Genomic DNA, 23,068 nt, shown 5'->3' on the forward strand with positions numbered 1-23,068 from the left:
CAGCCCGGCCCTATTGGTCGGGCTTTTTTTACTGCCAGGTAACTTTTTATCCCATGTCTTCGCGCAGTCTGAACAACTGGTTTACCCGGCTGTTGCCGGCCCCGCTGAACATCCCCCCAAAAGAATGGCTACGCGCAGGCGTGGGGGCATTGCTCGGTCTGTTTCTGGCTGGTGCTACCAGCAGTTACGCTTTTGGTAGTGAGGTAGCCTTGCACTTGCTCGGGCCGCTGGCGGCCTCGGCGGTATTGCTGTTTGCCGTGCATTCCGGGGCATTGGCGCAGCCTTGGCCCTTTATCGGCAGCTATGCCAGTGCAACCCTGGTCGGCCTGGTGCTGCACCATTGGCTGGGTTCGACGCTGTGGGTGGCCGCGTTGGCGCTTGGCTTGTCGTTGTTGGTGATGTGCCTGTTGCGCTGCCTGCATCCACCCGGCGGCGGCGTCGCGGTCAGCGTGGTGCTGCTCGACCCCTCGCTCACTGCGTTGGGCGACAAGGTATTCGAACCGATCATGCTCAACGCCTTGGTACTGGTGGCCGTGGCGGTGATTTACAACCGTCTTACCGGGGTTCGCTACCCGAAGATGGCGGCGCTGCGAAAGGACCTGCATCACACCGCCGATGTGGCACCGGGAGAGCGGGTCGGCGTCAGTGGCGCGGACCTGGATCAGGCGCTGGAAGAGTTGGGCGAGTTTGTCGACATCACCCGCGATGAGCTCGAGCGGATCATTGCTGCCACCGAACAACATGCGTTGCAGCGTAGCCTTGGTGGTATTACAGCTGCTTCGGTCATGTCGCGGGACGTGCAGGAAGCCACGCCGGGAATGACAATGCAGCAGGCCTGGAAAGCGCTCTCGCGTCATCACTTGAAAGCCTTGCCGGTGCTCGATGAGTCGCGGCAACTGGTGGGCATCGTCACCCTCAGCGACCTAGTGGGAGCAGTCATGGCGCAACAGGGGTTCAGTTGGCGCGGGCTGGTGCGTCGTCGTCAGGTGCGAGTTGAGCAGATCATGAGCCGACCGGTCATCACCGTGCGCAGCAAAGAACCGGCTGTCGCGTTGATTCCTTTACTCAGCGAGCAAGGGCTGCACTGCCTGCCCGTGCTCGAGGGGCAGCAGTTGGTGGGGATGATTACCCAGACTGACTTGATTGCCGGGCTCAAGCGGCACTTGCTCAGCACCGCAGCACATTCAGATGATCGGGTCCCAGCGTTGTGACCAGTCGCTGTCACCGTTGGCCACCACCTGACGCAATATTCTGAAGGCTTTTTGCAGGGCTTCAGTATCGCGCTCGCGGGCGTGTACCAGGTAGGTGGGATAGGTGAATTCCGGCGCCTGCGGCACGCGCTCGAAGATGCCGCTGTCCAGGTAGCTCTGTACCACCCGGGTGCGGAAATAGCCGCTGCCACCGTTTTCGAGAATGAACTGCAGCGCCAGGGGGCCGAGGTTGAAGCTCAGCGCCGGGCGCGCGCATTCTGGCAGGGCAGCGTCATGCTGACGGCGAAAGGCCTGACCCCAGTCGATGTAGATGTAGGGTTCGGGTTTGTCCTTGCGGCGGATACGGATGAGTTTTTCTTCCATCAGTTGCTCTACCTGCAAGCCCGGGCCATAGGTAGGTTGATACACCAGCACCGCGTCGAGAACACCCATTTCCAGCTTGCGCAGCAATGATTCGCCGTCGCTGACTTCGTTGCGAATGGCGTGGCTGGGCATGCTTTGGTGCAAAGCGCTGACCCAATCGAGCACCATCGGATTACCCAGGCTCACTTCGCCGCCGATGTGCAGTACTTGATGACACCCTTCGGGTAATGGCAGGTCGCGGCGGGCGGCTTCCCAGGTTTGTACCAGTTGGTTGGCGTAGACCACGAAGGCTTCGCCATCGGCAGTCAGACTGGCGCCGCTGCGGCTGCGAATGAACAGTTGGCAGGACAGCTGCTGTTCGAGCTTCTGCACGCGGGCGGTGATGGCGGTCTGGGTGACATGCAGGCGTTCGGCAGCGGAAACCAGGCTGCCACTGCGGACAACTTCAAGAAAGGTGCGGGCGAGCTCGATATCCATGGGGTTGCCGGATGGTAAAGGTTGCCCATTCTAGAGTGTTTGCACTGAAAAGGGGCGGCTCCGGCAGTAATATTGCTTCGCGATCATCCGGCCCTGCGCTGCGCTCCGGGTTCCCTCATTCCACCTTTGCTTCGTACATCGCCAGCTCAGACACCCTGAATCGTCCCTTCGGTGAGGTCCCGGCGGGAGCGCCCATGCCAATGGATCAGCAGCTGGCTGTATGTGTCACCGACTACACAATTAGCCTATCGTAGGTGAGAACCAGAAGGTGGCGCAGGTGTAGATGAGCATATCCATTTGATGCAGTGGCACCACTGGCTGGTTTCGCCTTTACGGCGACCCACTTTTGTCGGGGCAAAAGTAGGCAAAACCCCTTGTCCCTGCATCCGGCCCTACGCTGCGCTCCGGGTTCCCTCATTCCACCCTTGCTCCCGTGGGGACCGCGCCGAAGGGCCGTCCCTGGCCCTGCGGCGCTCGCCGGCCATCCATGGCCGTCGCCCCACTACGCAAGGGTTCCATTCGGCCTGCTGAAGGGACGATTTGTGGCGTCTGCACGATTTGTGCAGGTGGAAGCACAGCAACAGCAACAGCGAGGCGTTGGTCATGCGCAGTAAGGGCGCAACGGTGACTCGAGACCACCCACGCCCATCGATGGTGGCGTGTATGTATCAGTGCGCGCCAGCCGCTTTGTTCAGGTCGCTTGGCGCCCACTGGGTGTACACACACGCATCGGATACCGCCCAGCGTACACTCACCTGATCACCAGGCTGCATCGGTATGCCCGCCGCAGACAGCGCCTTGACAGTCATCGCAGTGCCGCCCGGGGTGAGGACGCTGCACGTCTGGCTTTCACCCAGAAACAGCACTTCTCCGACCCGCGCCGTTACCTGATTCCAACCGGCTGGCAGTGGTTCGTGCGCCGCTTGCTCAGTTGTCAGGGCCACGGCTTTTTCTGGCCGCACCATCAGCAACACCTCCTGGCCTTCAGCCAACCCTGGTGTCAGGCGCATGGCCAGGGGCTGGCCTTCGAAGCTCGCTGCACCATTGCCATGGGCGGCTACCCGCAGGAAATTGGAATTACCTAAAAAGGAGGCAACAAAGGCATTCGGTGGGTTCTGGTAAAGGTCATAGCCGGTGCCCAGGCCAACGATCTTGCCGTGGCTGAAAATGGCGATGCGCTGGGACAGGCGCATGGCTTCTTCCTGATCGTGAGTGACATAGACGATGGTGATACCCAGGCGACGATGCAGTTGGCGCAGTTCGTCCTGCAGGTCTTCACGCAGCTTTTTGTCCAGCGCACCGAGCGGTTCGTCCATCAACAGAATGCGTGGCTCGTAGACCAGCGCCCGGGCAATCGCCACGCGCTGCTGCTGGCCACCGGACAGTTGCGCCGGACGCCGATGGGCGAAGCTGTCCAGTTGTACCAGCTTGAGCATGGCATCGACTTGTTTGTCGCGCTCGGCAGCACTGCGTTTGCGAATGGCCAAGGGAAAGGCGATGTTGTCGCGCACAGACAGATGCGGAAACAGTGAATAGCGTTGGAACACCATGCCGATATCGCGCTTGTGCGGCGGCACGTTGACCAGCGACTGGCCACTGACCAGGATTTCGCCGCTGCTCGGTGTTTCGAAGCCGGCAAGCATCGACAAGGTTGTGCTCTTGCCCGAGCCGCTGGAACCCAGAAAGGTGAGGAACTCGCCGTCCTGGATGTCGAGGTTGATGTCGTCCACCGCGGCGAAGTCGCCATAGTGCTTGTTCAGGCTACGCAGGCTGACCAGTGTCTTGGCGTGCTGGGATTGGTTGAGGACTGCACTCATTTTATTGTTCTCCAGGCGCTCAAGCGCTGACTTCGTTGCGCCGACGCAGGGCGGCGGCGATCACCATGACCAGCAGCGACAGACCGATCAGCAACGTCGAGGCGACGGCGATAACCGGGGTCAGGTCCTGGCGCAGGGTGGTCCACATTTTTACCGGCAAGGTTTGCAGGGTAGGGCTGGCCATCATTACGCTGAGCACCACTTCGTCCCACGACACCAGGAAGGCGAAGAGGCCACCGGCGATCATGCCCGGACGGATCGCCGGAAAGGTCACCTTGACGATCGCCTGCAGGCGCGAGGCGCCGCAAATCACGGCTGCATCTTCAATGGACTGGTCGAACAGCTTGAGCGAATTGATGATCGAGATGATGGTGAACGGCAGGGCGACGATGACGTGGCTAACCACGAAGGAAAACAGCGTGCCGGTGTAGCCCAGCTTGAGGAACAGGGCATAGACCGCCACGGCAATGATTACCAGCGGCACAATCATCGGCAGGGTGAACAGACCGTAGAGCATCTCGCGCCCGGGAAAACGTCCGCGCACCAGGGCAAAGGCGGTCGGCAGGCCCAAGGCAACGGCGCAGACGGTCGTTAGCAGCGCTACTTTCAGACTGGCGAGGGCGGCGTCCATCCACTCGGCGTTGGAGAAAAACTGGCCGTACCACTTCAGCGTCCAGCCCGGCGGCGGGAACACCAGCCATTGGGACGAGCCGAACGACAGCAGCACGATGAACACGATTGGCAGCAGCAGGAACAGTGCAATCAGCCCTGTGGTGGTGTACAGGCCGTAACGCAAGCGCCGGCTCATGGCATTGGGTGTCAGGAGCATCTTGGCTTACCTCCCGTTGCTGTTGCCGACCGGGGATTCCGGTTGCAACTTCAGGTAGAAGTAGAACAGCAGCAGGGTGATGGCAATCAGCAACGCTGCAGCAGCGCTGGCCAGGCCCCAATTGAGGAACGATTGCACCTGCTGGACGATGAATTCAGGCAGCATCATGTTCTGCGCACCGCCCAGCAACGCTGGCGTCACGTAGTACCCCAGCGACATCACGAACACCATCAAGGCGCCGGAAAACAGCCCGGAACGGCACAGCGGCAGGAACACCTTGAAGAAGTTGGTCCAGGGGCTGGCGCCGCAGATCGAACCTGCCTGCAAGACCATCGGGTCGATGGCCTGCATGGTGGCCTGCAGGGGCAGGACGATGAAGGGAATCATGATGTAGCTCATGCCGATGACCACGCCGGTGAGGTTGTGGACCATCTCCAGCGGCGCATCAATGATGCCCAGTGCCATCAACACTTTGTTGATTACCCCCGACGCTTGCAGCAGTACCAGCCAGGAGTAGGTGCGGGCCAGCAGGCTGGTCCACATCGACAGCAGCACTATGTTCAACAGCCAGCGTCCCCAACCACGGGGCACTAGGGTGATCGCCCAGGCCAGGGGAAAGCCCAGCAGTACGCTGATCAGTGTGACCAGACCGGCGACCGAAAAGGTGTTGAACAGCACGCGAGCGTAGGCTGAGTTGGCGAACAGTTGCTCGTAGTTGCCAAGGCCGGGCACCGGTTCCAACACGCCGCGTAGCAGCAGGCCGATCAGCGGCGCGAAAAAGAACAGACCGAGGAACAGCAAGGCCGGGAGCAGGTTGCGGCTACCGCGCCAGCGCTGGCGAAAGGGGATCGTGTGCGTCACTGTCGCTCCCTGGGTGCCCTTGCCGGGGGCTCCCGATTCAGCGTGCAAGGCATTGATCGCGACTTTCATTTGACCAGCCACTCATTCCAGCGGGTGGCGATGGCCGGCCCGTTCTTGGCCCAATAGGCGAAGTCCAGGGTGACTTGGTCCTGTGCGTAGGCGGTTGGCAGGTTAGGTGCCAGCTCGGGTTTGAGCAGGCTGATGCTGTCAAGGTTTACCGGGGCGTAGGCAGTGAGATTGGTGAACTCGGCCTGGCCTTTGGCGCTGCTGGCCTCGGCGAGAAATTTCATTGCCGCCTCTTTGTTTTTCGCGCCCTTGGGGATAACCAGAAAGTCGGCCATGACCAGGTTCTGTTTCCAGCTCACGCCGACCGGCGCGCCGTCTTGCTGCAGGGCATAGACGCGACCGTTCCAGAACTGGCCCATGCTCACTTCACCCGAGGCCAGCAGTTGCTGGGACTGAGCGCCGCCGCCCCACCAAACGATGTCTTTTTTGATGGTGTCGAGCTTCTTGAAGGCGCGGTCCAAGTCCAGCGGATAGAGCTTGTCGGCGGCCACGCCGTCTGCCAGCAGGGTCAGTTCCAGCACGCCGGGGCTTGGCCATTTGTACAAGGCACGTTTGCCGGGGTAGGTGCTGGTGTCGAACAGTGCGCTCCAATCCTGCGGCTTGTTGGCGCCGAGCTTGCCTTGGTTGTAGCCCAGAACGAAGGAGAAGAAGAATGAACCGACGCCATGATCGGAAACGAAACGTGGGTCGATACGGTCACGCTTGATGGTGTTGAAATCGAGCGGCTCAAGCAGGCCCTCGGCTGCGGCACGCAAGGCGAAGTCGGCTTCGACATCGACCACGTCCCATTGCACGTTGCCGCTTTCGACCATGGCTTTGAGCTTGCCATAGTCTGTCGGGCCGTCCTGGACCACGCGGACCTTGCTGGCATCACTGAAGGGTTCGGCCCAGGCCTGCTTCTGCGCATCCTGGGTGCTGCCGCCCCAGCTGACGAAATTCAGGCTGTCGGCGGCCAGGGCAACCTGGCAGGTCAATGTCAGCAGGCTGGCAGCCAGCACTGCGCTTGCGCGTTTGGTGAACAGCATAGGTACGCCCTCGTTTCTTGTGTTTATCAGCGGGCTTTGTGTTGCCCGCCTTGTAGTGGGGAGCATCAATTTCAAGCGTGGTAGCGGCTGGCGGGCCTGTCAGGTACCGGTCAGCAGATTATTCGGTCTACGGGATATCATATTATGGTATTCCAAACTTTTCGCAAGGGCCTGGAGGCTACCGGCTATCACCGCGGCTTGTTGGGCGGGCACAGAGCTACGGGCCAGAGCCTCCGTGTGCCACTGTCTATAGTGAAAGAATGTTTTCAGCCGGAGTCGTGCCCATGGAACTGATCAGCCGAGAACCGTGGTGGCGCAGGCCGCCACAACCCGGGCAGCGCGAACAAGACCTGGAGTGGGGGTATCTGGAAATCTACAAGGATGGGCACGCGGTGTTCGTCGACCAGCGTCCCACCGACAAGGAGCTGGCCGAGCGCAAGAGTTGCCGTAATTTCCCGGAGGCGCAGGATTAGCCGGGAGGTTGTCGCAAGGCGGCAATCAGCGGCAATCAGGCAGTGAAGGGGATGCTGTGCACCACTTCCAGGTCGTAGCCCGTCAACCCGGCATATTTGAGCGGTGGTCCCAGGTGGCGCAGCTTGCCCACGCCAAGATCCTGGAGAATCTGTGCGCCTGTTCCAACCTCTGAATACGTGCGCGCCTGCGCGCGCTGGTAAGGGCGGGGCGGTTGGGTCAAGTGTGGCACGCGCTCGAGCAGGGCCTGGGAGGATTCGTGGTTGGCCAGAATGACCACCACGCCATTGCCTTCTGCGGCAACTTTCTCCAGTGCCGCCCACAAGGTCCAGTTGGCAGGGCCTGCGTACTCGGCGCCGACCAGGTCGCGCAGTGGGTCAATCACATGCACACGCACCAACGTTGGCTGCTCTCGGCGAATGTTACCCATGACCATAGCCATATGCACGCCGCCTTCGACACAGTCCTCGTAGGTCACCAGACGAAAGACGCCATGCACGGTAGGCAGTTCGCGTTCACCGATGCGCTTGACTGTTTGTTCGTTGCTCAGCCGGTAATGGATCAGGTCGGCGATGGTGCCGATCTTGATTCCGTGTCGGGCAGCGAACACTTCCAGATCCGGGCGACGGGCCATGGTGCCGTCGTCGTTGAGCACTTCGACAATGACTGAGGCTGGGCTGAACCCGGCCAGGCGGGCCAGGTCGCAGCCGGCTTCGGTGTGCCCGGCGCGGGTCAATACACCGCCTTCCCGGGCGCGCAGCGGGAAGATGTGTCCCGGTTGTACCAGGTCTTCGGCGCGAGCATTCGCTGCCACCGCGGCGGCGACGGTACAGGCGCGATCAGCGGCGGAAATGCCTGTGGTAACGCCTCGGGCCGCCTCGATCGACACAGTGAATGCGGTGCTGAACGCGCTGCCATTGGCGGGCACCATTTGTTCAAGGCCAAGTCGCTGACAGTGCTCATCGGTCAAGGTGAGGCAGATCAGCCCACGTGCCTCGCGCGCCATGAAGCTGATGGCCTGAGCGTCGCAGCGCTCGGCGGCGATCAGTAGGTCGCCTTCGTTTTCTCGGTCTTCGTCGTCCACCAACAGGACCATCTTGCCTTGGCGATAGTCCTCAAGGATTTCTTCGATGCTGTTGAAGGGCATTGCTGCGTACTCACTGTCAGATTGAAAGATTTATGGTATACCATAATACGCAATAACCTGAAGCGGGAGCATGCAATGAAGGCTTACTGGATTGCCCATGTCGACGTCAGCGACCCGGTGCACTATCAGCAATACACCCAGCGGGCGCCGGCAGCCTTCGCGGCCTTTGGTGGTCGCCTGCTTGCCCGAGGCGGGCGCAGCGAAGCGATGGAAGGTCGACCAACGCCGCAACGTAGCGTGGTTATCGAGTTCGATTCCTACGCGCAAGCCGTGGCCTGTTATCGCTCGGAGCAGTACCAGCAGGCGTGCAGTTATCGTCAGGGGGTAGCCCGGGTCGAAGTGATCATCGTCGAGGGTGTCGAACCCTAGACTGTGCCGAGTTCGTCATCGCTACGGGCTAAAGGGATCAAGCTTCGGCGCCAGACCTCGGGCAGGCTGGAGTGTCTGCTCAAGGAGATGAACATGATCCGATTGACCCTGTCCGACGCCCATTCGCTGGCGAACTCGATTCTCTTGCACAACGGCTTTTCGCCAGATCATGCCAAGGCGGTCAGCGACACCATCGTCGCTGGCGAGCGCGACGGTTGTGCATCCCATGGACTGTATCGGGTGCTGGGGTGTGTCAGCTCGTTGAAGGCGGGCAAGGTGGTGCCTGATGCGCTGCCGGAAGTGATCGACCAGGCGCCATCGATTGTGCGCGTCGATGCCGGCGGCGGCTTTTCGCAACTGGCGTTCCAGGCCGCCTTGCCATTATTGCAGGCCAAGGCGAATCGTAATGGCATCGCGGCCCTGGCGATCAATCATTGCGTGCACTTTTCGGCCCTGTGGGTCGAGATCGAGCAGTTGGCCGAGGCCGGTCTGGTTGCTTTGGCGTTTACCCCAAGCCATGCCTGGGTGGCGCCTGCCGGTGGTCATCAGCCGGTGTTTGGCACCAACCCGATTGCCTTTGGCTGGCCGCGTGCAGGCAAGCATCCTTATGTATTCGACTTCGCTACCAGTGCCATTGCCCGTGGCGATATCGAACTGCATCGGCGTGCAGGCAAGGCAATTCCCGAAGGGTGGGGCGTGGACGAGCAGGGCAAACCGAGCATCGATCCCAACGTGGTACTCGACCGTGGCGCGATGCTGACGTTTGGCGGGCACAAGGGGTCGGCACTGGCGGCGATGGTCGAATTGATTGCTGGGCCATTGATCGGTGACCTGACCAGCGCTGAATCACTGGCCCATGCCGATGGCAGCAAGTCGTCGCCGTACCATGGCGAGTTGCTGATTGTTCTGGACCCGCAGCGCTTTCTGGGAGATGCCACCGATCAACACCTGGCCCGGGCCGAAGCGGTGTTCGAGAACATCGAAGGGCAGGGTGCGCGGTTGCCATCGCAGCGTCGCTATGCCGCGCGGGCGCGAAGCCTGGAGGAAGGGGTAGAAATCCCGGAAGCCTTGTACAACGACCTCAAGGCCCTATTGAATTAACCCCGCCCGTGGGCTTGGCCTGAGGTGAGGCCAGGTCAACCGAGGAGCGGGATTTCCCGCCCCCCGGTACACCGGGCCGGTGTCACTACAGCGCGGCCCGGCTACTCTGGCCATCAACCAACCGGGCAATACCCAGCGGGTTGGCGTTCTGCAACGCTGCCGGCAACAGCGCATCCGGACAGTTCTGGTAGCACAGCGGACGCAGGAAACGATCGATGGCCAGGCTGCCGACGGAGGTGCCCCGTGCATCAGATGTAGCAGGGTAGGGGCCGCCGTGTACCATCGCATCGCAGACCTCGACGCCGGTGGAGTAGCCATTGAACAGCACGCGCCCGACTTTTTGTTCCAGTATCGGCAACAGATAGGCGTAGGTGTGCAAATCCTCAGGCTGTGCAATCAGCGTTGCCGTAAGCTGGCCATGCAGGCTGTTCAAGGCCCGTTGCAGCTCCTGCGCATCGGCCACTTCAACCACTACCGTGGCCGGACCAAACACCTCTTCCTGCAACAGCGGCTCGCCTTCAATCAACAGCCGTACATCGGCCTTGAACAACTGTGGGTGAGCTTGATTACCCACTTGCGCTTGCCCGGCAAGATGGCTGATGCCCGGATGGGCGAGCAGCGCTTGCACGCCTTTGTTGTAGGTGGCGAGGGTGCCGGCATTGAGCATGGTTTGCGCAGGCTGTTCGGCCAGTTGTGCGGCCAACTGCTCGGTGAAGACACTGAACGCTGCGCAACGAATGCCGATGACCAGCCCAGGGTTGGTACAGAACTGCCCGCAGCCAAGCACCACCGAGGCGGCCAGCTCGCGGGCAATGTGTTCGCCACGTACGGCCAGCGCCTCAGGCAGCACCAGCACCGGGTTGATGCTGCTCATTTCCGCAAATACCGGAATCGGCTGCGGGCGTGCCGCGGCCATGTCGCACAGCGCCCGGCCGCCTTTGAGTGAGCCGGTAAAACCAACCGCCTGGATAGCCGGATGTTTGACTAATGCCTCGCCGACGCCAGTGCCGTAGATCATGTTGAACACGCCTTTGGGCATGTCGGTCTGTTCGGCGGCGCGAATGATCGCATCGGCGACGGCCTCGGCGGTGGCCATATGACCGCTGTGCGCCTTGAACACCACCGGGCAACCGGCAGCCAGCGCCGCCGCGGTGTCGCCGCCTGCGGTGGAGAATGCCAGGGGGAAGTTGCTGGCACCAAACACCGCCACCGGTCCTACGCCCAGACGGTATTGGCGCAGATCGGCGCGTGGCAGCGGTTGGCGATCGGGCAGTGCGCGGTCGATCCGCGCACCGAGAAAATCACCGCGGCGCAATACCTGGGCAAACAAGCGCATCTGCCCGCTGGTGCGTGCGCGCTCACCGAGGATGCGGGCGTTGGGCAGTGCCGTCTCGCGGGTGACCAACTGGATGAAGTCATCTCCTAGCGCGTCGAGTTGCGCGGCAATGGCGTCGAGAAACTCCGCGCGGCGTAGTGGCGCCAGGCTACGAAATGCAGGGTACGCATGGGCTGCGGCGTTGGCAGCGGCATCCACCTCTTCGCCGGTTGCCTGATGAAAGTGGTAGGGCAAGGCTGCGCCGCTGCTGGCTTCGTGGCTGCGCAGCGCTGGCGTGCCGGCGGCGCTGCGCGCACCACCGATGTAGTTGTGGCCGATGATATCCGGCATGGAACACTCCTGTTGAAGGGTTGATTCAAGCTAAAGAATTACCTTGGCGAACAGCGCTGGTTTGCCCGGCGGCAATACGCGCATCGGCTTCGGCGTCGACTTCGTGCAGCGACTTGCCACGGGTCTCGCGCGTGAGGCCGACGGCAATGATCGAGATCCGCGAAGCACCTACCAGGTTCCAGGCGACGGGGGGGCGCAAAACAGGCGGGCCGGCTCCTGGGGGAGCCGGCCCGGTGGTCACTCAGAGGCCGACGTCTGGCAGATGCGGACGGTTGGCCAGGGCCTTGGCCATGATCTGTTCGACGTAGTCCCGATCCGCTTCCGGCAGCGCCAGGCGTGGAGGACGGGTCAGTGCGCTGCCACGACCGGCAATGGCTTCACAGAGCTTGATGCACTGCACAAGGTCGGCACGGGCATCAAGGTGCAGGATCGGCATCAGCCACTCGTAGATCGGCATGGCTTCGGCGAAGCGTCCGGCCTTGGCCAGGCGGAAGATGGTTTCGCCTTCTTTGGGGAACACGTTGGACATGCCCGACACCCAGCCCTGGGCACCCACGGCAATGCTTTCCAGAACTACGTCGTCCAGGCCGGCAAACAGCACGAATCGGTCGCCTACTTCATTGCGCACATCGATGAAGCGGCGGGTGTCGCCCGAGGAGTCCTTGAAGCACACCACGTTCTCGCAGTCGGCCAGGGAAATCAGGATGTCCGGGGTGACGTCGTTCTTGTAGATCGGTGGGTTGTTGTAAACCATCAGCGGCACGTCAGTGTGCTTGGCCACGTAGCGGTAGTGCTCGGCGGTCTCGAACGGTTTCGAGCCGTAGACCAGTGCCGGCATCAGCATCACGCCGTCAACGCCGACCTGACGCACCGCGTTGGCGACTTTGGCAGCCTGCACGCTGGTGAACTCGGCCACGCCGCAAATCACCGGTACCCGGCCGCGCGAGGCATCGACGGCGACTTCGGTCACGGCGATTTTTTCTTCGGCGGTCAGCGAGGTGTTCTCACCGACAGAACCGCACACCACCAGGCCAGAGACGCCGTCGCGGATCACGTTGGAAATGACCTCGTGGGTCTTTTCCAGGTTGATCGAGAAGTCGTCGTTGAATTGGGTGGTGACCGCAGGGAAGACGCCGCTCCAGTTTACGTACTTGCTCATGATGTTCTCCGGTTGTTTATTGTATTTCGTATACGATATTTGAAGTACCTATGTTCGACCAGTGTTTTTTTCCCGAGTTACTGACCGATTAACAGGGTTGGTTTTAAATCAAGGGGTTAGCGATCAGGCGCCGGGCCAGGTGTCCGACAGTCGGTAGCCTTGCGGCCAGGGATCGCTTGGATCGAGCATCAATTGATGGGTACCGGTGATCCAGGCGCGCCCGGAAATGCACGGGTAGATGGCCGGACGACCGTCTATTTGTGTTTGCGACTCGATGCGGCAGTCAAACTGAGAACCGATGATCGAGCGGCCGATAAAGCGGTCACCCACCTTCAGCAAGCCTTTGGCCTGCATCACCGCCATGCGCGCCGAACAGCCGGTGCCGCAGGGCGATCGATCGATTTTGCCAGGGCGGATAACCACGGCGTTGGCGCCGGTGGCAATGCCGTTCTCGTACGCGATGGGGGCGGCGATCTGGCAGAAGGATATGTGCGACCAGTCCGCATTCGTTGGGTGACGAAAGCCCAGCTGTTCATTGGCCGCGCGGGTTATTTTCAAGCCGATCTCGACAATGTCCTTCGCCTCGTCTGGGCGTATGGCAAAGCCCAGTTGGCGGGCATCGGCGATGGCGAAACTGTCGCCGCCATAGGCAGTGTCGACCTGCAGTGAGCCATGGCCTTCAACTTCGATCCAGGCATCGAGGCGATCAGCGAAAGAGGGCACGTTCTTCACCTCGACCCGTTGCACCTTGCCATCGCGGCATTGCGCGACGACGTCGATCAAACCGCCGGGCGCTTCGAGTACCAGGCGGGTCTCAGGTTCGGTCATCGGCAGGATGCCGCTGTCGAGTAACACCGTGGACACGCACAGCGAGTTCGAACCGGACATGGGCGGGGTGTCGGCCGGCTCCATGATGATCCAGGCCATCTGTGCGCGTGGATCCTTGGGCGGCACCAGCAGGTTGACGTGGCGGAACACGCCGCCGCGGGGTTCGTTGAGGACGAAGTTGCGCAGGGTCGCGTCGCGGGCTATCCAGCGCGACTGTTCCCAGACTGTCGCGCCAGGAGGGGGAGCGACGCCGCCAACGATGACGTCGCCAACTTCTCCTTCGGCGTGGCAACTGACGATGTGGATGATCTTCGAAGAGCGCATTCGGGGAAGGTCCTTGTGTTGAGTACCGCCTTCGTGACGGTGGGGTTGAGCCCACCGTTGTGGATGCTGCTATTTCACTGACTTCAGGAAATCCGCGGTCTCAGGCTGCATCGGGTTGCCGATCACTTGCTCCGGCGAGCCGATCTCATGCACCAGCCCGTTACGGAAAAACGCCACCCGGTCCGACACATCCCGGGCAAAACGTATCTCGTGGGTGACCAGCACCATGGTCATGCCGTCTTCGGCCAACATGCGCATGGTGTCCAATACCTCGCCCACCAGTTGCGGGTCGAGTGCCGAGGTGGCTTCGTCGAACAGCATGTAGTCCGGCGACATGGCCAGTGCCCGGGCAATCGCCATGCGCTGCTGCTGGCCACCGGACAATTTGCCAGGGAAGGTCTTGAGCTTGTCGCCCAGGCCCACGTGGGTCAGTTGCTTGACGGCCAGTTCTTCAGCTTGCTCCTTGCTTTTGCCCAGCACCTTGCGCGGCGCGAGCATCACGTTCTCCAGAACGGTCAGGTGCGGAAAAGCATTCCACTGCTGGAAGACGATGCCGATCTTCTGCCGCAGGCGGTTCAGGTCAGTGGCGCGATTGTGCACCTCGATGCCATCGACGCGAATGCTGCCTTTCTGGATTGGCTCAAGGCCATTGATGCACATCAGCAAGGTCGATTTGCCCGAGCCGGAGCCGCCGATGATCGACACCACTTCGCCTTTGTCCACGGTCAGGCTCACGCCCTTGACCACTTCAAGGTTGCCGAAGGATTTATGTACGTTCTGGATCTCAATCATTTTCTTGCCACCTTGTTTCCAGACGGGCGCCCAAACGGGCAACCACCAGGCTCATGACGTAGTAGATGAGGCCCGCGATGCACAGCACCAGCAGGGGTTCCTGAATCCGTGTAACGATGGTCTGCGAGGCGCGCAGGAGTTCGACAATGCCGATCCACATCACCAGGGCGGTGTCTTTCATTACCCCCAGTACCAGGTTCAGCCAGCCGGGAAACGCCACCCGTGTAGCCATTGGCAGGACGATCCAGCGCAGGTCCTGCAGGTAGCTCATGCCCAGCGAACGGCTGGCGCGGCGCACGCTCAACGCTACCGACAGCACGCCACCTCGAACGATCTCGGTGAAGTACGCGGCGGTGTACACGCCGAGCACGATGCAGCCGACACTGAAGGCGCTGATGTCCAGCCCGACGATGCTCTTGAACGAGTTGAACAGCACGAACTGGATCAACAGTGGCACGCTGCGAAACACATCCAGCACCCAGGCCAGTGGCAGGCTCAGGCCTGGCCACAAGGCACGTGCCAGGCCGAACAGCAAGCCTGCGAAGGTACCGATCAGAATGGCCCAGAAGGTCAGTTGCAAGGTGACCCACGCCCCATCGAGGAGGAACATGAAGTCGTTCCAGGTAAAACTGGTGGAAAACATGTCGAGCTCCTCAGTAGCGGAACAGCCGCCAGGCCATCAGCCGCGCGACTGCGACAATCGCCTTGGCGATCACGTAGTAGAGGGCCGCCGCCAGGGCGAAGTATTCAAAGGTGCGGAAGGTCTTGACGTTGTAGTCCTGGGTCACGCCGGTCAGGTCGTTGTTCAGGCCCACGATCACCCCCAGCGATGTCATCAGCACTGCCCAGACCATTTGGTTGGTCAACGGGTAGAACACCACGCGCAACAGCTGCGGAATGATGATCATCCGGTAGGCCTGGAAGGCGCTCATGCCCAGCGAGCGTGCTGCGCGCATTTGCGTGGTCGGCACCGCTTTCAGACCGCCGCGAAAGTTCTCTGCCAGGTAGCCTGCGTTGTTGAAAGTGATCCCGGCTAACAAAGCGATCCAGGAGCTGACGTGCATGCCCATCGAACCGAGGCCGAAGTACAGGATGTAGATCTGAAACAATGAGGGCGTGTTCCGGGCGATCGATACCCAGGCGTTGGCAAAACCGCGCAGCACCGGTTGCTTGCCTTGGCGCATCACGGTCAGGGCCAGGGCGATGAGCACACCGAGGATCATCGACAGGGCCGCGGTCTCGAAGGTCACCCAGGCGCCGGCGAGCATGTCCGGAAGGGCGCGCAGGGCTGCGCGCCATTGGAAGGTATAGTCAAACATGCGCGTGGCTCTCCTTGAGTGCAGCGGGTTGCAGCCAGGTCGGTAGCCGTCCGCTGGCGACGCCGCTGCAAGCCGACTCCACGCATTCGCCAAGGCTGGCGAAATGTACCGGCCGGCCGGCCAGGCCTGGCCCATAGTGGGCGTACTTGCCGGAGTTGGTCATCAGCGTGCGTGCGCCTGGCGGGATTACCGGCTCACCGAGCATGCACCAGCAGGTATCGGTAACCAGGGTGACGCCGAAGCGTTCGAGCCCGTCGATGTGCCCGGCTGCGCGCGCCTGTTCCAGCACCGCACGGCCACAGGTGATCGCCAGCACCACCTGCGGATGTTTGCTGCGGCCCTGGCACAAACGATCCAGCGCCGCAAACTCGCTGAATGAAAAGTGCGGATTGCCCAGCGACACCACGTCGACTCGGGGCTCGCTGGCGCTGTTGAGCTCGCGCCAGCTGTCCAGCAGGTCGCTCAGTTGCAGGCGCTCGTTGGGTAGTTTGGCGCCGGGCTCAAGTACCTGCGTGGGGTCCAGTGCCTCGGGTGTAACCCCGGCAATGTGGAACAATGGGGCTGCGGAGGTGGTGGCGAAGGCTGCACCAAAGGCCTTGAGATCGTCGAGGCTGGGCTGGGCCTGCTCCAACCCGCGCACCAGTGGAATCCGCGAACCCGACAGCGCACCGATGTGATAACCGAGCAACGGGTAGAAGCTGTCATCCAGGGTACCCAGTGCCGGCAGTTCGACAATCAGCTGCGCCTTGCGTTGCTCGTCCAGGTGGCAACCAATACTCGGTGCGCGACCGGTCAGGGCGATGCAGATATCGAGGTAGTCTGGGTACTTCAGTGTGCGCGCACCCAGAACGCTGTTGGCATAGACCACCGCGTTGGACTCGGCCCAGACGATTTGTTCGCCCTGCGTCGGTGCACTGTCCAGCAGGTAGGGCGCGCAGGTGAAGCTTAACTGCGCGCCCATGGCCATATACGCGTCGCCCAAGGCACTGGCGGGCTCGCCGAGCGCTGGATCGATGCCCAATTCGCGCCAGCGGCGTTGGTCTACCGAAATGGAATTGAGTGTGGTCGGCACGCGTACCTTCGCGCCCCATTGCACCAGCTGTTGGGCAAAGCGCAGGCTCGCCGGACCGGTATAAATACAGCCGTCGATGTGTGCCTGAGTGACGTCCAGCAGTTGTTCGGCGCCTTGTAACTCGGCCATGCGCAGGACGATCTGCATCGCGATCTGCGCGGCCTTGCCGTGACTGCCGTCGAGCAATGCCCGGTCGTTTGGTTCCAGGCACAGGCTGGTATTGAAGGGTGTGAAAGCCTCGGCGCCAGGGCAGAACGCCGGGGCCTGCCAGTGATCGGCAGGCGCCTGGTCAAAGCGTTCAAGGTGCTGCCCTTCGAGCCGGGCGAAACCTGCCCCGGACAGTTCGGCGAACGCTTCCCTGCCGATGCACAGCACCGGTAGGGAACGCTCGAACAGGGTCTGTGCGACCAGCACCCCGAGGGTCAGGATCTCGTCGGCTTCGGCCAGCACCAGTGCTGCCGGTGCGTGGCCGTTGCTGATCAGTTCCATCATTACGCTGCTGCCGGTGCAGGAGCCACGTCCGCTGGGAATTGCCAGTACGCGTCCGGCAATGCATTGGCCGCTGAGCGGATGATGACGATCGATCACTTCGCCGCTGAACGGGTCGACCCCGCCCCAGAAGCTCAGCCCGGTATCAGCGAACAACAGTTCGCCCTGGGCCGCGCCCTCGACCAGGCAGCGCCCGGCCAGGGGTTTGGGTGTGCTGATCATACCGCCCACCTCAGTAGTAGACCTGCGGTACGGTCAGATCGGTCGGGGCGATCTCGGTCCCCACCCACTTGGTGAACAGCTCCTTGTAGCGCCCGGTACGCACTTGCTGGTTGACGAACAGGTCCAGGTAACGCAGCAGGCCGTACTCGTTGCGCTTGGCACCCAGCGATACGTAGTCGATCACGTAGGGCGCGTTACCGGCGACCTTGAGGTTCTTGTATTTACCGGACTTGAGGGTGGCGGCGGCGACCGTGTTGGTCACCACGGTGGCGTCGATATGACCTTGGGCGACCGCCAGTAGCGTGTCGTTCTGCGACTGGTAGGCACGGAAGCTGCCACTGCCCCAGTTCTTCACGTCCTTCTCCAGCGCGATGGCTTCATAGGTACCACTGGTGTTGCCCAGGGCTTTGCCTTTGAGGTCATCGAAGCTGTTGATGCCGGTGTTGTCGCGGGTTAGCACGACCATTTGGAAGGCGAAGTACGGCACGGTCAAACCAACGGTCTTGGCTCGCTCCAGGGTGTCGGAGGTGGACGCCACGATAACGTCGGCACGGCCCGAGATCAGTGCAGGAATACGGTCGGGGAAGGGCGTTTCGACCACTTCGGCATCAACACCGAGGATTTTTGCCAGGTCGTTGCAATAGTCGACATCGAAGCCGGCTGGCTTGTTGGCTTCGTCGCGAAAGCCCATCGGTGGAAAGTCGAGGGTGACAGCGCAACGCAGCTTGCCGGAGCCAATAATATCGTCGAGCTTGTCGGCCTGGGCGTTGGCGATGCAGGCGGTACTGAGAACAGCGCTGAGGGCTACGGCAAATGTGCGGTTTTTCATAGATGCCTCGTGGTCTGGGGTGTGCTGTTAGATATCGTATTGGTAATTTCGTATACGATATTTTCTTAGCAATGGCCGTGCCTGTTTTTGTCCGCAATAAACAATCGACCGGCAGCCCGTGAGTTAGGGCGCCTGTAGGAAAACGGAGTTTTATAGAATGGTTTCAGCGCGGCTGGTCGGCTGCATGACAGGTGTTACATATGGGAGCACCGCACGCATGCGACGCCCCATTTAGGAACACTTAGCGTTGGGTATCGCGGTACTGGCTTGGCGAAAGGCCGGTGAGCGCGCGAAATTGACGGCTGAAGGCGCTGTGGTCGGTGTAACCGCAGCGCAGGGCGATTTCGGTGATGGGCAGGTCAGGGTCTTGCAGCAAGCGTGAGGCTTCCTCCAGCCGCGCCTTGTGTATCAACTGACGCGGTGTGAGTTGGAAGATGCGTTTGCAGTGACGCTCCAGTTGCGCCACGGAAAGCCCGGCGATTGCGGTCAGTTCGGCGAGACTGATCGGGCGGGTGAAATGGTGACGAATGTGCGCATCGACCGCCGCCAGCTTCTGGAACGCCGGATGGTTGGATTGCGGTAATTGCAGGTCGCGGGAGATACCGGCCAGGCCCACGACATTGCCTTGGGCATCCTTGAGCGGACGTTTGTGGGTCAGGCACCAGATAGGCTGGTTGCCGAAGTACAGGTGCAGCTCAAGCTGGTCGGCCAGTTCCCGGCCACTGCTCAATACCCGCCGATCCTGTTCGGTATACAAAGGCCCGAAGCGCGCCGGGAAGACATTTTCGGCGGTCAGCCCGAGCAAGTCATCGCTGTGTTTGCGTCCGCAGCGGCGTGCCAGGGTCTGGTTGACGAAAACATAGCGCGCTTGCTGATCCTTGATGAAGAACACCACGTCGTTCAGGGTATCGAGCAGGGGCGCAATGGGCTGCAGGCTGTCGAGCAACGTAGGTAAATCGCATGGGGCGAGACTGTTGAGTGTGGCGTGCATGGCGCTGACGGTCCGGGGGCGACCGTCGGGATCATAGTGCGCCCCCGCTATTTACCTCAAGCGCCGGGCGTTTCGTCCAGGTCCAGCAAGGTCTCGATGCGCGCCGGGCTGAACGGCGGACGGGGTGCCGAAGGTTGCCAGCCGAACAGGTATTCGGTGGCCGCGCCGCAGACTCGGCCCTGGCAGGCGCCCATGCCGCAACGGCTGGCCAGCTTGGCTTCACGCCAGTTGCCATGCCCGATAAGGGCTGCGAAAGGCACGTCCTCACAGCGGCACACCAGGGTGTCGGCGCTGGCCAGCGACTTCAGCGCCGGGTCGAGGGCGAAGGCTTTGTTCAACGCTGCAGCAAAACCATGCCAGCGCGCGCGGCGAGACAATAGGGCCTGCGCCGCTGGACGGTCGCCGACCGCCACATGGCCGGCAATGGCACCCTCGACCAGGGCCCGTTCACTGCCACCGAAACCGGTGCATTCGCCCGCGGCATAAATGTCGGGCTGTGAAGTGGCTTGCCAGGTGTCCACGGCGATTGCTTGCTGACGCACCTCACAGCCCAATGCTTGACCTAGTTGGCTGTTGGCAATCAGGCCGAAGCCGCAGGCGAGTCGATCGCAGGCTATTTCCACGATTTTGCCGTTTTGCTTCAAGCGCACACCCTCCAGCCGATCGTGGCCCAAGGCAGCAACCACATGACTGCCCGTACGGTAACTGCGCTCGAACAGGGTGAACGATTGCAGCAACTTGTGCGGCCAGCGCGGTAATTGCGTGGCAAAGCCGGCGACTGCTGCCAGCGATGCCTGCTCGGCGATGGCCAGCAGCTTGGCGCCGTTGTCTTTAGCGGTCGCAGCGCTGGCCAACAGCAGTGGCCCGCTACCAGCGATCACCAGGCGCTGGTCGCGCACCGGCACACCCGCTTTGATCAGTGCCTGCAAACCACCGGCACCGGTGACACCGGGCAGCGTCCAGCCGGGGAAGGGCAGGAGCAATTCTCGAGCACCGGTACAGAGGATCAGTTTGTCGTAGCGAATCTGCCAACCACGCTCTGCATCCTCAACCAGCAGGGTCTTCGGGCCGGGGCAGGCAATTACCCGTGTACCGCTGTGGTAGCGCACATTGGTACAGGCCAATACTCGTTCACGCAGTTGACGCGCCTGGGCGGGAACCTTGGCGTGCGGACCGTCGCGCCAGATTTGCCCGCCCGGAAGCGGGTTGTCGTCAAGCAGCACGATGCGTGCGGTGGTAGACGCGGCGGCCAAGGCGGCCGCCAAACCGGCAGGGCCGGCGCCGATAATCAGCAGATGGGTGTATTCGCTCATGCCCGGGTCTCCACGTGCATACCCTCGCGGCACAGGGTTTGGCAGGCCAGGCGTCGGCGGCCGTCGATGGTTACCCGGCACTCCTGGCAAATGCCCATGCCGCATAGCGGCGCACGGCGTTGTCCACCAACTGCGGTGCGCGAGCAGCCATCACCGCCCAGTGCCAGGGCTGCGGCCACGCTGGTACCTTCAGCCACAGACAGTGGACGGCCATCGAGAATCAAGTCAGGCATGCGCGAGTGCTCCCAGGAAGCGGTGCGGCAGATAGGGCTGGGCGGCCAGGGGTGGGGTTTCGTCGAACAGTTGCGCAACCAGCAGGTCCGCCGTCGCCGGCGCCGTAGTGACGCCCAACCCTTCATGACCGACGGCCAGCCACAGGCCGTCCTGCTGTGGATGCCGGCCCACCAGTGGCAGGCCATCGGGGCTGGCGGCGCGAAAGCCGGTCCAGGCGCGAATGCCGTTCAACTGCGCAAGGCCGGGCATGTACTCGGTGGCGCGCTTGAGCATGCGTGCCAGCATCCAGCCTTCAACGGCCGGGTCGGTGGTGCCGAACTGACGTGAGGCGCCGATGAACAGTTGCCCGGTAGGACGCGGTTGAATATTGCAGGCAGTGGACGGCCCGCTGGCAGTGTGGGCACTGGTTACATAGCCCAGTTCCACCAAGGTATGGGTGACGGTACCGGGGTAACGGTCGGTGATCAGCAAATGGCCTTTCTTCGGTTCAATGGGCAGCTCAGGGCACAGATCGGTGGCCTGAATACCGTTGGCCAGCACCACAGCCTCGGCACTGAGCCACTGGCCGTCCTCCAGAAGCACACGGTTGCCTTGTACCGCTGTGACGTGTGCACGGCGCTGTTCGATTCGAGGCGACTGCAACATCCAGCGCGCGGTAGCGGGGGCGTAGAGAATGCCGTCGCCATTGATCAGCAGGCCACCCTCCAACCCTTCACGCAGGGCCGGTTCGCGTTGGCGCAAGCCGCGCCCGCTAATGCGTTCGCAAGCAATGCCTTGGGTTTGCAGCACGCCATATTTGTGCTCGGCCACGGCCATCTCTTCAGCATTGGCCGCCAGCCACAGGGTGCCGTTACTGCGATAGGCACAATCCTCGGGCAGTTGCCCTGCCAATTCACGCCAGCGTTGCAACGAGTACTGACTTATCGCTAATTCCGCGGCGTTGTCATCGAGCACCAGCAGATGCCCCATCCCGGCTGCCGTGGCGCCATGCAGACCGGCATCCAGCACCAGCACGCGCAGGCCGCGCGTCGCCAGCGCCTGGGCACAGGCTGCGCCGATAATCCCGGCGCCAATTACAATCACATCGGCAATGGCGATGCCGCTCACGGGCGGATGCCCCAGGCGAACGGGTCGTCTTCCTGAAGGATGAGCGTGGCCTCGGCACTGATGTGCGCGCGTCCGCGAATGGTGGGAATGATGCGTTCGCCAGCGGTTTCGAACGAACCTTCGAAGACACTGCCGATCACGCTGGCCTGGTGCCATGGCTGGCCGGGTTGGAGTTTGCTGTCGGCGGCCAGGCAAGCGAGCTTGGCGCTGGTGCCGGTGCCACAGGGCGAACGGTCGTAGGCTTTGCCGGGGCAGAGTACAAAGTTGCGGCTGTCTGCCGCTGGGTCGTCGGCAAACAGTTCGATATGGTCGATCAGGCCACCGTCTTCGCCGCGAAAGCCTTGTTCATCCAGTGCCTGCTGCACCGCGTAGGTGTAAGCGGTCAGCGCCTCGATGTTATCGCCCGCCACTTGCAGGCCGTGATCGGCGATGAGAAAGAACCAGTTGCCGCCCCAGGCCACATCGCCAACTACCTGGCCTATGCCTGGAACCTCCAGCGACAGGTCCTTGCGGTAGCGGTAGGCGGGTACATTGCGCACGCTGACAGAGTGGTCTTCATGCAGCGTTGCCTGCACGGTACCCACGGGGGTTTCGATGCTGTGCACACCTGGGCCGATACGTCCCAGGTGCGCGAGGGACACCACCAGGCCGATGGTGCCGTGGCCGCACATGCCCAGGTAGCCTGTGTTGTTGAAGAAAATCACTCCGGCGCAGGCGCTAGGGTCAACCGGCTCGCAAAGCAGGGCGCCGACCAGTACATCGCTGCCACGCGGTTCGAGCATGCAGGCGCTGCGCCATTGATCGTGTTGTTGGGCAAGAAGCTGGCGGCGCTCGGCCATGCTGCCCTTGCCTAGGGCAGGGAAACCGTCGGTGACCAGGCGGGTGGGCTCACCGCCGGTGTGGGAGTCGATCACGGTAATGCGTTTCATCGGGAGGCCGCGTCCGTTCTGGGGAGTGATCGACAGAGTGGCTTGTTGTCGGGGGCG

23 protein-coding genes and 1 pseudogene are annotated in these 23,068 nt (G+C 61.9%); 4 read left to right on the forward strand and 20 right to left on the reverse strand.

Translation table 11 applies throughout. The annotated features are described in order from the left end of the window. The first annotated feature begins 53 nt into the window (after window positions 1-53). Entirely contained in the window at window positions 54-1,211 is a 1,158-nt protein-coding gene (locus H8F21_RS05295; protein WP_203584130.1) for an HPP family protein, read from the forward strand. Here the strand turns inward: H8F21_RS05295 and H8F21_RS05300 are convergent. The 5 genes from H8F21_RS05300 to H8F21_RS05320 all read right to left on the reverse strand — a co-directional run bounded on the left by H8F21_RS05300 (window position 1,185) and on the right by H8F21_RS05320 (window position 6,649). Further along, on the reverse strand, window positions 1,185-2,051 hold the full coding sequence (locus H8F21_RS05300; protein WP_203481929.1) for a LysR family transcriptional regulator: 867 nt from the start codon (window positions 2,049-2,051) through the stop codon (window positions 1,185-1,187). The genes H8F21_RS05295 and H8F21_RS05300 overlap by 27 nt on opposite strands. 668 nt (window positions 2,052-2,719) lie before the next feature. Further along, window positions 2,720-3,868 (reverse strand): ABC transporter ATP-binding protein, encoded by a 1,149-nt coding sequence (locus tag H8F21_RS05305; protein WP_203481931.1) that lies wholly within the window; start codon window positions 3,866-3,868, stop codon window positions 2,720-2,722. Window positions 3,869-3,887: 19 nt separating this feature from the next. Then, on the reverse strand, window positions 3,888-4,697 hold the full coding sequence (locus H8F21_RS05310; RefSeq protein ID WP_136476720.1) for an ABC transporter permease: 810 nt from the start codon (window positions 4,695-4,697) through the stop codon (window positions 3,888-3,890). Window positions 4,698-4,703: 6 nt separating this feature from the next. Next, window positions 4,704-5,627 (reverse strand): ABC transporter permease, encoded by a 924-nt coding sequence (locus H8F21_RS05315; protein ID WP_203481933.1) that lies wholly within the window; start codon window positions 5,625-5,627, stop codon window positions 4,704-4,706. Continuing rightward, window positions 5,624-6,649 (reverse strand): ABC transporter substrate-binding protein, encoded by a 1,026-nt coding sequence (locus H8F21_RS05320; RefSeq protein ID WP_203481935.1) that lies wholly within the window; start codon window positions 6,647-6,649, stop codon window positions 5,624-5,626. The genes H8F21_RS05315 and H8F21_RS05320 overlap by 4 nt, the downstream gene beginning before the upstream one ends. 284 nt (window positions 6,650-6,933) lie before the next feature. Between H8F21_RS05320 and H8F21_RS05325 the strand changes: the two genes are divergently transcribed. Beyond that, window positions 6,934-7,122, forward strand: coding sequence for a hypothetical protein (locus tag H8F21_RS05325; RefSeq protein ID WP_203481937.1), 189 nt, complete (start codon window positions 6,934-6,936; stop codon window positions 7,120-7,122). A 35-nt stretch (window positions 7,123-7,157) separates the two neighbouring features. Here H8F21_RS05325 and ribBA read toward each other — a convergent pair whose 3' ends face one another. Then, a complete protein-coding gene (gene ribBA / locus H8F21_RS05330; protein WP_203481939.1) occupies window positions 7,158-8,267 on the reverse strand; it encodes a bifunctional 3,4-dihydroxy-2-butanone-4-phosphate synthase/GTP cyclohydrolase II in 1,110 nt (369 codons plus the stop codon). Window positions 8,268-8,342: 75 nt separating this feature from the next. Between ribBA and H8F21_RS05335 the strand changes: the two genes are divergently transcribed. Next, on the forward strand, window positions 8,343-8,636 hold the full coding sequence (locus H8F21_RS05335; protein WP_203481941.1) for a DUF1330 domain-containing protein: 294 nt from the start codon (window positions 8,343-8,345) through the stop codon (window positions 8,634-8,636). A 93-nt stretch (window positions 8,637-8,729) separates the two neighbouring features. Continuing rightward, on the forward strand, window positions 8,730-9,737 hold the full coding sequence (locus H8F21_RS05340; RefSeq protein ID WP_203481942.1) for an Ldh family oxidoreductase: 1,008 nt from the start codon (window positions 8,730-8,732) through the stop codon (window positions 9,735-9,737). 85 nt (window positions 9,738-9,822) lie between these two features. On the opposite strand, the gene H8F21_RS05345 is transcribed toward H8F21_RS05340, so the two are convergent. From H8F21_RS05345 to H8F21_RS05410, 14 genes and pseudogenes are all read right to left on the reverse strand, one after another. Continuing rightward, window positions 9,823-11,403: an aldehyde dehydrogenase (NADP(+)) gene (locus H8F21_RS05345; protein ID WP_203584131.1), complete on the reverse strand. Its 1,581-nt coding sequence runs from the start codon at window positions 11,401-11,403 to the stop codon at window positions 9,823-9,825. Window positions 11,404-11,428: 25 nt separating this feature from the next. Further along, window positions 11,429-11,593, reverse strand: a pseudogene (locus H8F21_RS05350) (fosfomycin efflux MFS transporter AbaF); the annotation flags it as partial. A 51-nt stretch (window positions 11,594-11,644) separates the two neighbouring features. Next, window positions 11,645-12,562, reverse strand: a complete 918-nt coding sequence (locus H8F21_RS05355; RefSeq protein ID WP_203481944.1) for a dihydrodipicolinate synthase family protein — start codon at window positions 12,560-12,562, stop codon at window positions 11,645-11,647. 123 nt (window positions 12,563-12,685) lie between these two features. Then, window positions 12,686-13,714, reverse strand: a complete 1,029-nt coding sequence (locus H8F21_RS05360; protein ID WP_203481945.1) for a trans-3-hydroxy-L-proline dehydratase — start codon at window positions 13,712-13,714, stop codon at window positions 12,686-12,688. A gap of 69 nt (window positions 13,715-13,783) precedes the next feature. Next, window positions 13,784-14,506, reverse strand: a complete 723-nt coding sequence (locus H8F21_RS05365; protein ID WP_203481947.1) for an amino acid ABC transporter ATP-binding protein — start codon at window positions 14,504-14,506, stop codon at window positions 13,784-13,786. Then, entirely contained in the window at window positions 14,499-15,149 is a 651-nt protein-coding gene (locus H8F21_RS05370; protein WP_203481949.1) for an amino acid ABC transporter permease, read from the reverse strand. Before H8F21_RS05370 ends, H8F21_RS05365 begins: the two co-directional genes overlap by 8 nt. Before the next feature lie 10 nt (window positions 15,150-15,159). Beyond that, the gene (locus H8F21_RS05375; protein WP_203481951.1) at window positions 15,160-15,825 is read right to left on the reverse strand and encodes an amino acid ABC transporter permease; all 666 of its coding nucleotides are present in this window, start codon (window positions 15,823-15,825) and stop codon (window positions 15,160-15,162) included. Then, window positions 15,818-17,608, reverse strand: coding sequence for a cis-3-hydroxy-L-proline dehydratase (lhpI, locus tag H8F21_RS05380; protein WP_203481953.1), 1,791 nt, complete (start codon window positions 17,606-17,608; stop codon window positions 15,818-15,820). The genes H8F21_RS05375 and lhpI overlap by 8 nt, the downstream gene beginning before the upstream one ends. Before the next feature lie 10 nt (window positions 17,609-17,618). After that, entirely contained in the window at window positions 17,619-18,437 is an 819-nt protein-coding gene (locus tag H8F21_RS05385) for an ABC transporter substrate-binding protein (RefSeq protein ID WP_203481955.1), read from the reverse strand. Window positions 18,438-18,678: 241 nt separating this feature from the next. Continuing rightward, on the reverse strand, window positions 18,679-19,428 hold the full coding sequence (locus H8F21_RS05390) for an AraC family transcriptional regulator (protein ID WP_203481957.1): 750 nt from the start codon (window positions 19,426-19,428) through the stop codon (window positions 18,679-18,681). A gap of 56 nt (window positions 19,429-19,484) precedes the next feature. Next, window positions 19,485-20,741 carry an NAD(P)/FAD-dependent oxidoreductase gene (locus H8F21_RS05395; protein ID WP_203481959.1) on the reverse strand — a complete coding sequence of 419 codons (1,257 nt, stop codon included), beginning with the start codon at window positions 20,739-20,741 and terminating at the stop codon, window positions 19,485-19,487. After that, entirely contained in the window at window positions 20,738-20,974 is a 237-nt protein-coding gene (locus H8F21_RS05400) for a (2Fe-2S)-binding protein (RefSeq protein ID WP_203481961.1), read from the reverse strand. The genes H8F21_RS05395 and H8F21_RS05400 overlap by 4 nt, the downstream gene beginning before the upstream one ends. Continuing rightward, entirely contained in the window at window positions 20,967-22,082 is a 1,116-nt protein-coding gene (locus H8F21_RS05405; RefSeq protein WP_203481963.1) for an NAD(P)/FAD-dependent oxidoreductase, read from the reverse strand. The genes H8F21_RS05400 and H8F21_RS05405 overlap by 8 nt, the downstream gene beginning before the upstream one ends. Next, window positions 22,079-23,011, reverse strand: coding sequence for a 4-hydroxyproline epimerase (locus H8F21_RS05410; RefSeq protein WP_203481964.1), 933 nt, complete (start codon window positions 23,009-23,011; stop codon window positions 22,079-22,081). The genes H8F21_RS05405 and H8F21_RS05410 overlap by 4 nt, the downstream gene beginning before the upstream one ends. Window positions 23,012-23,068: the final 57 nt, after the last annotated feature.

This window comes from Pseudomonas arcuscaelestis (genome assembly GCF_016881005.1).
Taxonomy (GTDB): Bacteria; Pseudomonadota; Gammaproteobacteria; order Pseudomonadales; family Pseudomonadaceae; genus Aquipseudomonas; species Aquipseudomonas arcuscaelestis.